Annotated in this window: 14 protein-coding genes; 9 read left to right on the forward strand and 5 right to left on the reverse strand. The window is 70.7% G+C overall.

Going from position 1 to position 12,033, the window contains the following annotated elements; translation table 11 throughout:
- Window positions 1-9 precede the first annotated feature (9 nt).
- A complete protein-coding gene (locus tag ABZ297_RS27175) occupies window positions 10-1,404 on the forward strand; it encodes a cytosine permease (RefSeq protein WP_355351377.1) in 1,395 nt (464 codons plus the stop codon).
- A 14-nt stretch (window positions 1,405-1,418) separates the two neighbouring features.
- Here the strand turns inward: ABZ297_RS27175 and ABZ297_RS27180 are convergent, their stop codons facing one another.
- The gene (locus ABZ297_RS27180; protein WP_355351379.1) at window positions 1,419-3,227 is read right to left on the reverse strand and encodes an alkyl sulfatase dimerization domain-containing protein; all 1,809 of its coding nucleotides are present in this window, start codon (window positions 3,225-3,227) and stop codon (window positions 1,419-1,421) included.
- Between the two features lie 156 nt (window positions 3,228-3,383).
- On the opposite strand from ABZ297_RS27180, the gene ABZ297_RS27185 reads away from it, so the two are divergent.
- From ABZ297_RS27185 to ABZ297_RS27200, 4 genes are all read left to right on the forward strand, one after another.
- Window positions 3,384-4,013, forward strand: a complete 630-nt coding sequence (locus ABZ297_RS27185) for an HAD family phosphatase (protein ID WP_355351381.1) — start codon at window positions 3,384-3,386, stop codon at window positions 4,011-4,013.
- Entirely contained in the window at window positions 4,010-4,516 is a 507-nt protein-coding gene (locus ABZ297_RS27190; protein ID WP_355351383.1) for a GNAT family N-acetyltransferase, read from the forward strand. Before ABZ297_RS27185 ends, ABZ297_RS27190 begins: the two co-directional genes overlap by 4 nt.
- Window positions 4,517-4,534: 18 nt before the next feature.
- Entirely contained in the window at window positions 4,535-5,473 is a 939-nt protein-coding gene (locus tag ABZ297_RS27195) for a ribose-phosphate pyrophosphokinase (protein ID WP_355351385.1), read from the forward strand.
- A gap of 115 nt (window positions 5,474-5,588) precedes the next feature.
- Window positions 5,589-6,317 carry a nucleotidyltransferase domain-containing protein gene (locus tag ABZ297_RS27200; protein WP_355351387.1) on the forward strand — a complete coding sequence of 243 codons (729 nt, stop codon included), beginning with the start codon at window positions 5,589-5,591 and terminating at the stop codon, window positions 6,315-6,317.
- A gap of 37 nt (window positions 6,318-6,354) precedes the next feature.
- On the opposite strand, the gene ABZ297_RS27205 is transcribed toward ABZ297_RS27200, so the two are convergent.
- Window positions 6,355-6,900 (reverse strand): helix-turn-helix domain-containing protein, encoded by a 546-nt coding sequence (locus ABZ297_RS27205; protein ID WP_355351389.1) that lies wholly within the window; start codon window positions 6,898-6,900, stop codon window positions 6,355-6,357.
- Window positions 6,901-6,975: 75 nt separating this feature from the next.
- Here ABZ297_RS27205 and ABZ297_RS27210 point away from each other — a divergent pair, with 75 nt between their 5' ends.
- Genes ABZ297_RS27210 through ABZ297_RS27220 form a run of 3 tightly spaced genes read left to right on the forward strand, consistent with a single transcriptional unit; the run spans window position 6,976 to window position 8,589 of the window.
- Window positions 6,976-7,620: an NAD(P)H-dependent oxidoreductase gene (locus tag ABZ297_RS27210; RefSeq protein WP_355351391.1), complete on the forward strand. Its 645-nt coding sequence runs from the start codon at window positions 6,976-6,978 to the stop codon at window positions 7,618-7,620.
- Window positions 7,617-7,931 carry a multidrug efflux SMR transporter gene (locus ABZ297_RS27215; protein ID WP_350804013.1) on the forward strand — a complete coding sequence of 105 codons (315 nt, stop codon included), beginning with the start codon at window positions 7,617-7,619 and terminating at the stop codon, window positions 7,929-7,931. Before ABZ297_RS27210 ends, ABZ297_RS27215 begins: the two co-directional genes overlap by 4 nt.
- Before the next feature lie 19 nt (window positions 7,932-7,950).
- A complete protein-coding gene (locus ABZ297_RS27220; protein WP_355351393.1) occupies window positions 7,951-8,589 on the forward strand; it encodes a maleylpyruvate isomerase N-terminal domain-containing protein in 639 nt (212 codons plus the stop codon).
- An 86-nt stretch (window positions 8,590-8,675) separates the two neighbouring features.
- Here the strand turns inward: ABZ297_RS27220 and ABZ297_RS27225 are convergent, their stop codons facing one another.
- Entirely contained in the window at window positions 8,676-9,242 is a 567-nt protein-coding gene (locus ABZ297_RS27225) for a helix-turn-helix domain-containing protein (protein WP_355351395.1), read from the reverse strand.
- Between the two features lie 60 nt (window positions 9,243-9,302).
- Between ABZ297_RS27225 and ABZ297_RS27230 the strand changes: the two genes are divergently transcribed.
- Window positions 9,303-10,514 carry an FAD-dependent monooxygenase gene (locus tag ABZ297_RS27230; RefSeq protein WP_355351397.1) on the forward strand — a complete coding sequence of 404 codons (1,212 nt, stop codon included), beginning with the start codon at window positions 9,303-9,305 and terminating at the stop codon, window positions 10,512-10,514.
- Here ABZ297_RS27230 and ABZ297_RS27235 read toward each other — a convergent pair.
- Complete coding sequence (locus tag ABZ297_RS27235; RefSeq protein ID WP_355351399.1) at window positions 10,492-11,082, reverse strand: hypothetical protein; 591 nt, start codon at window positions 11,080-11,082, stop codon at window positions 10,492-10,494. The two genes, ABZ297_RS27230 and ABZ297_RS27235, sit on opposite strands and share 23 nt — an antisense overlap.
- On the reverse strand, window positions 11,079-11,942 hold the full coding sequence (locus ABZ297_RS27240) for a hypothetical protein (protein WP_355351401.1): 864 nt from the start codon (window positions 11,940-11,942) through the stop codon (window positions 11,079-11,081). The genes ABZ297_RS27235 and ABZ297_RS27240 overlap by 4 nt, the downstream gene beginning before the upstream one ends.
- Window positions 11,943-12,033 lie beyond the last annotated feature (91 nt).

A 12,033-nucleotide genomic window follows, 5' to 3' on the forward strand; every position in this document is an offset into this window, starting at 1 on the left:
CGTCCGATCATGGACACGATGGCCGTGGAACAGAACGGCATCAACGCGGTTCCCCTCGCGGAGCGGCGCGGCAGGCCGGCGGATCTATTCTGGCCGTGGGCGGGCTCCAACCTGTCGCTGTTCGGGGTGGCCTTCGGGATCTACGTGGTGGGCCTCGGGCTCGGCGTCGTCCCGGCGATCCTCACCGGCGCGATCGGCTACCTGCTCTCGTTCGGGCTGGTCGGGCTGGTCGCCGTCGCGGGCGCGCGGTCGGGCGTGCCGACGATGACGCTCGGGCGGGCGCCGTTCGGCTACCAGGGCAACAAGCTGCCGGCCGTGCTGTCGTACGTGTCCAACGTCGGCTGGGAGATCGTCCTCGTCACGCTGTCGGCGCAGGGCGGCGCGGCGATCCTGGGACGGTTCGCGCCCGGCATCCCGCACACGACGGCCACGGCGGTGTGCTTCGTCATCGCCGCGCTGGTCACGATCGCGATCGGCGTGTACGGGCACGCCCTGATCATGGTGGTGCAGCGCTACCTCACGTACGCGTTCGTGGTGCTGACCGTCGTCTACCTGGTGCTGATGGCGCCGAAGCTCGGCACCGCGCTGAAGACCACGGCGGGCCCCGGCGGCTGGGTCGGCGGGATCATCTTCGCGATGACGCTGCTGGGCCTCGGCTGGGTGAACTGCGGCGCCGACTACTCCCGATACCTGCCGGTGGAAGCCAGGCCGTCCAGGGTGGCGCTGTGGACGACGCTGGGCGGGGCGGTGCCGCCGATGGTGCTGCTCGTGTTCGGCGTGCTGCTCGCGGGCGGCGATCCCGGGCTGGCGAACGCGGCGGGCGCCGACCCGGTGGGCGCGCTGGCCGGCGCGCTGCCGACCTGGTTCCTGCTGCCCTACCTGCTGACCGCCATCGGCGGCTTCCTGGCCGGGGCGATCATGGACATCTACTCGTCCGGGCTGTCGATGCTTGCGCTCGGCGTGCCGATCAAGCGGCACTACGCCGTGCTCGTCGACGGCGCGCTGATGGTGCTCGGCGGCTACTACCTGCTGTTCGTGTCGTCCAGCTTCCTCGGGACGTTCCAGGCGTTCCTGGCGATCATCGGCGTGGTGATGGCGGCCTGGGTCGCCATCTTCCTCGTGGACATGTGGCGGCTGCGCGCGAACGGGCACGGCTACGACGAGCGGCTGCTGCGTCCCGGCGCCCCGGCCGTCAACTGGGCGGGCCTGGTCTCGCTGGTGGCGGCGTCGATCGTGGGGATCGGGCTGATCACCTCGATGGACCAGAACATCGCCAGGGTCGTCGGATTCCTGATGAGCGACGAGCTGAAGACCGGGACGTTCGGCGCCGCCAACATCGGCGTGGTGGTCGCGCTGCTGCTGGCGGGCCTGCTCTACTACCTGTTCACGCTGCGGCGCCGGTAGGGCCTTCCGGTGGATCAGGGCGTCACGATCGCGAAGTCCGGCACCGGGTTGTCGAGAACGGCCACCAACCGCCGCAGCACTCCCGTGTCGCCCTCCCGGTCGACGCCCTCGACCCCCTTACCGGTCAGCAGGCCGAGGAACTGGGCCTTGGTGAGCCTGAGCGTGAGGTCCACGTCCTGCTCGGGCGGGTCGGCCTGCTGGATGAGCGCGCCGTTCGACAGCGTGGTGCGGTAGCGCTCTCCCAGGTCGGTCAGGTGCCAGTCGATGGACAGGCGCTCGTGCCACGCCTTGGGGCCGTCGATCCTGATGGCGATCGAGTCGAAGATCTGCGGCACGCTGAGCGCGGCGACCAGGTCGGGCGAGCCGGTGTCGATGTCGGCGGGCACGATGCCGTCGGTCAGTTCCAGCGCTCCCATCAGGTAGAGGTTGCGCCACGTGCCGTTCTCCGAGCCGTGCCCGAGGCGGGTGTAGACCTCGGCGAGCAGGTCGCGGGCCTCCTTGTTGCCCTCGTCCGCGAAGACCGCGTGGTTGAGCAGCTCGACGGCGAAGCGCAGGTCGTTCTCCGCGATGTAGCGCCTGGCGAGGGCGACGACGGCGCCTCCGCCGCCCAGGCACTTGACGTACCGGATCGCCCGGTCCCTCGGCGGGTGCTCCCACAGGTGCGCCGGGTTGCCGTCGAACCAGCCCAGGTAGCGCTGGTAGATGGCCTTGACGTTGTGACCGACCGAGCCGCGGTGGCCGCGCGTGTGCCAGGACTCCTCCAGCCCGGGAGGCAGCCGGACCGCCTCGGCGATCTCCGTCCCCGTCAGGCCCTTGTTCATCAGCCGCAGCGTCTGGTCGTGCAGGTAGGCGTACAGGTCGCGCTGCCGCGACAGGAAACGGACCACGTTCTCCGCGCCCCATGTGGGCCAGTGGTGCGAGGCGAAGGCGACGTCCGCGCTGCCGGCGAACAGCGCGATGACCTCCGTCAGATGGCGCGCCCACCCGCGGGCGTCGCCGACGGGCCCGCCGCGCAGGCTGAGCAGGCTGTGCTGGTTGTGCGTGACGTTCTCCGCCACGCACAGCGCCCGCCGCTCCGGGAAGAAGAAGTTCAGCTCGGACGGCGCCTCGCCGCCGGGCGTCAGCTGGAAGACGATGCGGACCCCGTCGATCGTCTCCTCCTGGCCGGTACGGGTGATGTCGAGCGTGGGCGCGATCAGCGAGACCGTTCCGGTCGAGCGGGTGAGGCCGAGGCCGGTGCCGATCTGGCCCTCGGGCGAGCGCGGCAGGGCGGGGCCGTACAGGTAGACGGAGCGGCGGGTCATCGCGGGCCCGGCGTACACGTTCCGCGACACCGCGTGCTCCAGGAAGCCGGCGGACGCGAGGATCGGCACGCCGCCGCCCGTGACGCCGCGGACGCCGCCGAAGTGGTCGACGTGGGAGTGGGTGTAGATGACGCCGGTGACCGGGCGCTCGCCTCGGTGGTCGCGGTACAGCCTGAGCGCGGCGGCGGCGCATTCGGTGGAGATCAGCGGGTCGATCACGATGACGCCGGTGTCGCCCTCGACGAGGGTCATGTTCGACAGGTCCAGGCCGCGCACCTGGTAGATCCCGTCGGCCACCTCGTACAGGCCCTGCCGGGCGTGCAGCCGGCTCTGCCGCCACAGGCCGGGATGGGCGCTGGCCGGGCACTGCTGTTCCAGGAAGGCGTAGGCGTCGTTGTCCCAGATGACCCTGCCGTCGGAGTCTTTGACCACCGCAGGGCTGAGTTTCGCGACGAATCCGCGGTCCGCGTCGGCGTCCTCCTCGGACTGAGCGCGGTCGTGGAGTGGAAGGTCGGCCATGCCTAGGTCCATTCCCGCAAACCATCCCCGGCACGGTCAGATGCCGCACGCTTTACCCCATTTATCCGGCAATAGGAGGATTTGGCGGGTGCGGTGGTCACGATGTGATTGGCTGGATGCCTGCTGATCACTTGGGGGACTGACGTGGAAGCGTGCGTGTTCGACCTCGACGGAGTGCTCGTCGACTCCGAACCGGTCTGGGAGGAGGTGCGACGCGCCTTCGTCGCCGACCACGGCGGCGCCTGGCAGCCCGACACGCAGTCCAGGCTGATGGGCATGAGCACCCAGGAATGGGCCGCCTACCTGCACGAACTCGGCGTCCGGCTGCCACCGGACGAGATCGCCGGCGGCGTGATCGAGCAGATGGCCGAGCGCTACCGGCACGAGCTGCCGCTGCTGGCGGGCGCGCAGGAGACGGTCAGGCGGCTGTCCGGGCGCTTCACCCTCGGCCTGGCGAGCTCGTCGCCCCGCGCCCTGATCGACGTGGTCCTCGACGCCGCCGGGCTGCGCGACGCGTTCACGGCCACCGTCTCCACCGAGGAGGTGCCCCGCGGCAAACCGGCCCCTGACGGGTACCTGGAGGCGGCGTCCCGGCTGGGCGTCGACCCGAAGGAGTGCGTGGCGGTCGAGGACTCCAGCAACGGCCTGCGCTCGGCGCACGCCGCCGGGATGCGGGTCATCGCCGTCCCGCACCACCGCTACCCGCCGGACCCGGACGCCCTGGCGCTGGCCTGGCGCGTCCTGCCCGGCCTCGACGCGCTGACCGCGGAACTCCTCGAGTCATGACCCGCTCAGGAACCGACGCCGGCCGCGGAGCCGGCGAGAACGTGACCCGTCCCGGAAGCGACGCCGGCGAAGCCGTGATCCGCCCCAGGACCGGCGCCGACCTCGACGCCTGCGTGCGGGCGCTGGCCGAGGTCCAGGCCGCCGACCGCTACCCGGTGGACTGGCCCGACGACCCGCACGGGTGGCTCTCCCCCGACGACCTCACCGGCGCGTGGGTGGGGATCGGCGGCGACACCGTCCTGGGACACGTCGGGCTCGCCGGAACGGCCGTCACCAGGCTCTTCGTCACCCCCGTCGCCCGCGGGAGCGGGCTCGCCGCCGCCCTGCTCGACACGGTCCTTGCCGCCGCCGGCACACCGCTCACCCTGGAGGTCTCCGACGAGGGCGGCGCGGCCATCGCCTTCTACGAGCGGCAGGGCTGGCGCAGGGTCGGCAGCGCCCGCGCCCGCTGGCTCAACGCCGCGGGCGAGCCCGCCCTGGTGCATCACTACGTCAGCCCGTGAGGCTATCCTCTGGGAATCGTGCGAGACATCACGGTTTTCAGCGGCACCGCCCACCCCCTCCTGGCTGAGGAGATCTGCGCCCATCTGGGCACTCCGCTCCATCCGGTCCAGGTCAACCGCTTCGCCAACGACGTGCTCGAAGTGCAGCTTCAGGCCAACTGCCGGGAGCGCGACGTCTTCCTGATCCAGCCCTTGGTGCCGCCCGTCCAGGAGCACCTGGTCGAGCTGCTGCTCATGCTCGACGCGGCGCGCGGGGCCTCCGCCGCCCGCACCACCGTGGTTCTCCCGCACTACGCCTACGCCCGCTCCGACAAGAAGGACGCCCCGCGCATCTCCATCGGCGCGCGACTGGTGGCCGACCTGATGGTGGCCGCGGGGGCAGGCCGGGTGCTCGCCATGACGCTGCACTCGCCGCAGGTGCACGGCTTCTTCAGCGTCCCGGTCGACCACCTGCACGCGCTGCGCGAGCTGGCCGGGCACTTCCGCCGGTACGACCTGTCGAACGCGGTCGTGGTCTCCCCCGACCTGGGCAACGCCAAGGAGGCCGCGCACTTCGCGCGGCTGCTCGGCACGGAGGTCGCGATGGGTGCCAAGCAGCGCTTCAGCGACGACCGCGTGGTGATCAGCTCGGTGATCGGCGACGTCGCGGGCAAGGACGTGATCATCCTGGACGACGAGATCGCCAAGGGCAGCACCGTCATCGAACTGCTCGACCGGCTCCGCGAGCGCGGCGTGAACTCGGTGCGCGTCGCCTGCACGCACGGCCTGTTCGCCGACGGCGCCGTGGAACGGCTGAGCGCGCTGCCGGAGGTCGAGGAGATCGTCTGCACGAACACCGTGCCGTCGCCGAAGCCGAGCGACAAGCTCACGGTCCTGTCGATCGCCCCCGCCCTCGCCGAGGCGATGCGCCGCATCCACGACGGCGAGTCCGTGAGCGCCCTCTTCGGCACCCTCTGACGCCCCCTCTGACCGCCCCGCGAAAGCCCGCTCAGGGGCAGCCGGTTCCATGCTCGTTGGGCCGGTTTGCCAGGGCCACCTTTCGCTGGAGCCGACGGTGGATCATAGTTCAATCATGCACGGGGCAACTGATCTTCTGCTGACACGTTTCCTCGACGACATCGTCCCCGCGGTGCCCCTGGTCGCGCTCTGGGCGCACGGCTCGCTCGCGGCGGGCGACTACCAGCCGGGCCGCAGCGACCTCGACCTGATCGCCGTCGTGGAGCGTCCGATCAACCGCGAGGAGTGGAAACGGCTGAAGCACCTACACGGGGCACTGGACCTACCGCTCGCGGAGCATCTGCACTGCTCCTACCTGCCGCAGGCCGAGCTGGGCGATCTGAAGGCCGAGCACGTGACCTGGGCGCACGAGCATCTCTTCCAGCGGCCCGTCACCCCGGTCACCCGGCGCGAGCTGCACGCGGGCGCTCTGGAGCTGTACGGTCCGCCTCCCGGCGAGCTGCTGCCGCCGGTCTCCGACGAGGAACTGGTCGCGTTCGTCCGGACCGACCTGGAGGAGTTCTGGCTGGCGAACACGCGCGGTCGGCGGCACTGGCTCACCGACATCTGGGTGGATCTCGGCCTGCTGACGGTGGCCAGGGCGACGGTCACGCTCCGGGACGGACGGTTGATCACCAAGCGGGAGGCGCTGGACGTGCTCGCGGAGCTGGACGCGCCACCGCTGGTCGTCGCGGACATCCGGGCCCGGCGGTACGACCTGCCGCGTCCGGCGCTGAGCCGGTTCCGGCGGGCGAAACTGGCCCGCGCCTTCGTCAAGACGGCCGCCAAGCACGCCCTGCGCTGACCTCTTTCAGAGGGCTCCGGTTCAGAGGGCTCCGGTTTCAGAGGGCTCCGGTGAGTCTCGAAAGCCCTTCGGCGATCTGGGCGGGGGTGAGGCCGAGGTCGTGCCGCTGGTAGCCGTACACCTCGGGCGCGAGCGGGGCGAGCAGGGCGTCCACCAGCGCGTCGGGGGCGCGGGTGCCGGCGGCGACGAGCAGCGAGCGGACGTGCGCGCGCCAGAACCCGTACGCGCCGGTCTCGAACCGCGAGCGCCCGACCTCGGCGCCCAGCACCAGGTGGACGTGGCCTTCCAGCAGCTCGACCATGGCGGCGTAGAAGGCGGTGAGGCGCTCGGCCGGAGGGGCGCCGGGGCCGAGGGGCGGGTCGCCGCGCAGCAGTTTCTCCTGCAGGGCCCGCTCGTGCTCGTCGAGCAGGGCGACGGCGATGGACGCCCGGTCGGGGTAGCGGCGGTAGAGCGTGCCCCGGCCGACTCCGGCCGCCTTGGCGATGTCGTCCATCGTCACGTCCTGCGCGGGCCGGGCCGCGAACAGCTCGGCGGCGGCCTCGAGGATCCTGGCGCGGTTGCGCGCGGCGTCTGCTCTTTCCACGCTCAGCAGTCTATGTGGACATTGCGTCCGGATATGCTTAACTGGACGCAGTGTCCGCTTAACTCTGGAGACCTCATGAGCAACCTGCTGCACCTGGACGCCAGCGCGCGCCGCGCCTCGTTCTCGCGCCGGCTGTCGGCCCGCTACGCGGAGACGTGGCGCGGGGCGAACCCCTCGGGCGGTTACGTCTACCGCGACCTGGCCGCCGACCCCGTCCCGCACATCGACGAGGCGTGGACGGAGCTGTGCGACCACATCCTGGAACACGAGATCCGCGACATCTCCCGCTACCGCGAGGCCGTGCGCACGCCGGCCGGCGAGCGCGCGTGGTCGATCGTGGAGCCGCTGCTCGACGAGGTGGTGGCGGCGGACGTGATCCTGATCGGCACGCCGATGTACAACTTCTCCATCCCGTCCTCGCTCAAGGCGTGGCTGGACCAGATCACCTTTCCCAAGATGTCGCTGAAAGGCCGGTCGTTCGTGGTGACCAGCGCCAGGGGCGGCGCGTACGGCCCCGGCACGCCCCGCGAGCCGATGGACCACCAGGAGAGCTTCCTGCGCGACTTCTTCCAGGGCCACTTCGCGGTCGAGGACGTCGTGTTCGTCCACGCCGAGCTGGTCAACTCCCTGCTCGACCCCGCGCTCGCGCACCTGCGCGGAAAGCACGAGGAGTCGCTGGCGGCGGCGCTGGAGCGGGTGGCGACGGAGGCGGCCCGGTGAGCTGGCTCGTCCTCGTGCTGGCCGGGCTGGTCGAGGTGGCCTGGTCGCAGAGCATCAAGCCGACGCAGAACTTCACCAGGCCGGTGCCGACGCTGATCTGCCTGGTGCTGATGGCGGCGGCGGTGTGGCTGCTGTCGCAGGCGATGAACACGCTGCCGGTCGGCACCGCCTACGCCGTGTTCACCGGCATCGGCGCCGTCGGCGCGATCACGCTGGGCATCGTCCTCAACGACGACCCCGTTTCGGTGGGAAGGGTGGCCGCGTTGTCGCTGATTCTAGGAGGAGTAGTGTTGGCGCGGCTTACCACCTGAAATCGGGGAAAGGGCGCGAATGGGAGAGATCAGGAAGCTCTATCTGGTCGCCGCAGGCTCGGCGGTGGAGCTGCTGAACGATCCCGCGGTCGCTGCCGCCTGGAACAAGCCGAGCGCGCTGACCGAGTTCAGCGTCGCGGGCCTGGCAGGGCATCTCGCCTTCCAGCTCGTCCGTGTCGACGGCGTGCTGCCGGAGAGCGACGTGAAGCAGGAGCCGATCTCCCTGATCGAGCACTACACCAGGTCGCCGTGGGTGCAGGCGGGGCTCGACCACGAGAGCAACGTGGGCATCAGGCGCGTCAGCGAGGCCGCGGCGACCGACGGCGCCGCGGCGCTGGCGGCCAGGACCTCGGAGCTGCTCGGCCGCCAGCGCACGGAGGTGCCCGACCAGCCGGCGGACCGGGTCGTCCACATCCCCTCGTCGGGCTGGTCGCTGAGGTTCGACGACTTCCTGCTGACCCGGCTGATCGAGCTGGTCGTGCACTCCGACGACCTCGCGGCCAGCGTGGGCATCGCGACGCCCGAGCTGCCGCCGGAGGTCGTGAACCCGGTCGTCGAGCTGCTGGCCCAGCTGGCCGTGCACCGGCACGGCGCGACGGCGGTGATCCGCACGCTGAGCAGGGCCGAGCGGGCCCCCGCCACCATCAGCGCCTTCTAGGGCCCCCGATCACCCGCAGCCCCGCCCGCCCGTCAACGGCCCGCCCCCGCTAGGACTGACCGCGCGCAGCCCCCCGCACGTGCCCGCTAGGCCCTGATCATGCGTAGGGCGGCGGCCACCTCGCGGCCCGTCAGCGCCGTCTCCGGATCGACCAGCCACTGCGCGAGCAGCCCTGTCAACATGGCCTGGTAGAGGGAGCCGACCAGGCGGGCCCGCTCGGGCTCCGCCTCCGGGTCGACGCCCTCGAACAGCGCCGCCAGGCCCACCTTCGCCTCCTCCAACGGGCCGAAGAGCTGATCGCGGATGTCCGGGATGTGGTCGATCTGCCCGAGCACCTCGAACTGCGTGGTCCAGAGCGGGCGCAGGCGGTCGAACGACTCCGTCACCCGGTCCCACGCGCCCTCGAAGCGCTCCAGCGGAGTGGCGTCGGGCTTCGTCTCGGCGGCCAGCGTGGCGCCCAGGTCCTCCCCCCACTCCCGCATCACCTCGATCAGCGCCTCGTTGATGAGCGCGTCCTTCGACCTGAAGTGGTAGCCGATGGCCGCCAGGCTCACCCCTGACGCGGTCGCGATGTCGCGTGCGGTCGTCCGCGAGTAGCCCTTCTCGATCAGGCAGCGCTTCGCCCCGGCAAGCAGATCCTCTCGATTTCCCATGTCCCAACAGTAGCACAATCGTCCTAGACAAACTTCTAAGACACTTGTACAGTTCTCGGCATGGACATCCTGATCTCCGGCGCGAGCATCGCCGGCACCGCGACGGCGTACTGGCTCAAGCACTACGGCTTCAACCCGACCGTGGTCGAGCGGGCGCCCGCGATCCGCGAGGGCGGCTACAAGGTGGACGTGCGCGGCGCCGCCCTCGACGTGGCCGAGCGCATGGGCGTCCTGGACGCGATCAGGGCCCGCAGCACCGACATGCGGATCGCCACCCACTACGACGGCTCAGGCAGGCGGGTCGCGACCATGGACGCCGACCTGTTCGGCGGGCGCCAGAGCGGCGACGCCGAGATCATGCGCGGCGACCTGAACGAGATCCTCTACGACCTCACCCGCGACCACGTCGAGTACATCTTCGACGACTCGATCACCGGCATCGCCGACGACGGCACCGTGACGTTCGAGCGGTCCGCGCCGCGCCGGTTCGACCTGGTCATCGGGGCCGACGGCGTGCACTCCAACACCCGGCGGCTGGCCTTCGGCGAGGAGTCCAGGTTCGCCCGCGACCTCGGCTACTACATCTCGATCTGCACCGTCCCCAACCACCTCGGGCTCGACCGCGAGGAGGCCGTGCACGCCGCACCCGGCCGCACCGCGAACGTCTACAGCACCCGCCAGGACAGCAACGCCAAGGCGCTGTTCATGTGGTCGTCGAAGCCGCTCTCCTACGACTTCCGCGACACCGAGCAGCAGAAGGAGCTGCTCGCCGAGGCCATGGCGGGGGTGGAGTGGGAGGTGCCCGCGCTGCTCGACGCCGTGCGCGACGCCAAGGACTTCTACTTCGACTCGCTCACCCAGATCCACATGGACCGCTGGTCGAGCGGGCGGGTCGTGCTGGTGGGCGACGCGGCCTACTGCGCGTCGCCGGCGTCCGGGCAGGGCACCAGCCTGGCCCTGGTCGGCGCGTACGTGCTGGCGGGCGAGCTGGCGGCCGGCGACGGGTTCGACGGCTACGAGCGCGAGATGCGCGCGTTCGTGGACGCCAACCAGCAGCTCGGCCCCGCGAACGTCAAGGGCATGGTCATCCCCTCACGCGCGGCCATCTGGTTCCAGCTCAAGATGATCAAGCTGCTCCCCCACCTGCCCGGACGCGACAAGATGATCGACCGCATCGCCGGGGCCATCCACCGGGCCGCCACCGCCATCACGCTGAAGGACTACCAGCCCCTCCAGGAGCGCAGCCAGGTCAGCGGGCCGAGCGCGTCCTGAACTCGGCGAGCGTGGTGCGGCTGGTCTGAATGTGGGACACCAGCACGTACGCGACCAGCATGAGCCCGAGACACAGGGCGTCGGCGGCCCACCAGGGGATCTCGGCGAGCAGCAGGTAGCCCTGGCCGTCGCTCTGCGACCTGATCGCCCAGGTGACGGCCGCGATGACCAGGGTGACGAGCAGCCAGCTGCGCAACCGCGGCAGGTCGCCGTTCCTGCGCAGGCGGACCCGCCAGGTCAGGAACACGGCGAGCAGACCGAGCAGGGCGCAGCCTCCGATCAGCCACCAGGGCAGGCCGAAGGAGGACTGCTCGGCGGCCTGCGCCTGCGCGGCGTCCAGCTGGGCCTGGGCCTGCTGCTGGGCCGCGACGGCCGCTTCGAGCTGCCGCTTCAGCTCGGCCACGCTCTCCCTGCGCGCGGGACGCGCCGAGTCGGCGCTGGGGAGCATCCGCGCCACGACGGTCAGCATGATCGCGACGAACGACAGCGCGAGGATGATCGCCATGAACAGGTCGATGAAGCGGAGGTCGAGCGGCGGGGCGAAAGCCCTGGTGGAACGCTTCCTCACTGCTCTCTCACCAGGGTGTAGCGCTGCGGCCTGCTCTCCACCGCGCTCAGCCGCTCCACGGCGGTGCGCAGCGCGTCCAGGCCCTTGACGAGCTCCTCGGTGCGTCCCCTGGAGATGGCCAGCTCCTGGGCCAGCCCGTTCATGGCGGGAGCCGCCTGCTTCGCCGGCAGGCGTGCGATGTAGATCAGAAACACCTCGTCCGCGGCGCCGACAGCCTCCCGCTCCGCCCGCTCGACCAGCGCCATCGCGCCGAACGCCAGCACGCTCAGGAACAGCGCGATCAGCGTGACGCCGAACGCGGACGCCAGCTCGGGCAGCACCTGCGCCTTCAGCGCGGTCATCAGCTTGGAGGGGTCGCCGTCGTCGCCCAGGCCCTCCGAGAACGAGGTGACCATGGCGGCCATCGTCAGCGCGGTGCCGATGAATCCGAACACCGGCAGGGCCCAGATGAGCGCGTGGTCGAGGTGGTGCTTGTTGGCCATCTCGCCTTCGTCCAGGGCGGAGCGGGCGCTCAGCACCGCCTCGCAGTCGTTCCCTGCGTCGGCCGCCTCCTGGAAGAGCACCAGCCGCCGCCCCACCAGTGTGTCCTGCGACGGCTTGACCGCCTTGATGTTCGTCCTGGCGCGCTTGGTCGCGGCACTCTCGCGCTGGAGGTCGGGGACGGCCCGCGCGATCCGCAGGACGGCCGTCAGGAAGACCGCGATGATGAGTGTGACCACGAGCTCGGCCGCCCGGGGAGCCGTGGTCGCTCCCACGGACTTGAGCAGCCACTCCACCGCCCCTGCGACCAGTAACAACGCCGAGACCACCAGGGCCACCGCGGGCGCGAACAGCGAATGACGCCAGCCGAAACTTGACAACCCTTTACCCCACTCCCGGCGCGATCAGTCAAAGATTACCTAACCATACGCAAAGGACTAATGACTCACGGTTGACGATCAAAATGTTGGA

Source organism: Nonomuraea sp. NPDC005983, assembly GCF_040614375.1.
GTDB lineage: Bacteria > Actinomycetota > Actinomycetes > Streptosporangiales > Streptosporangiaceae > Nonomuraea.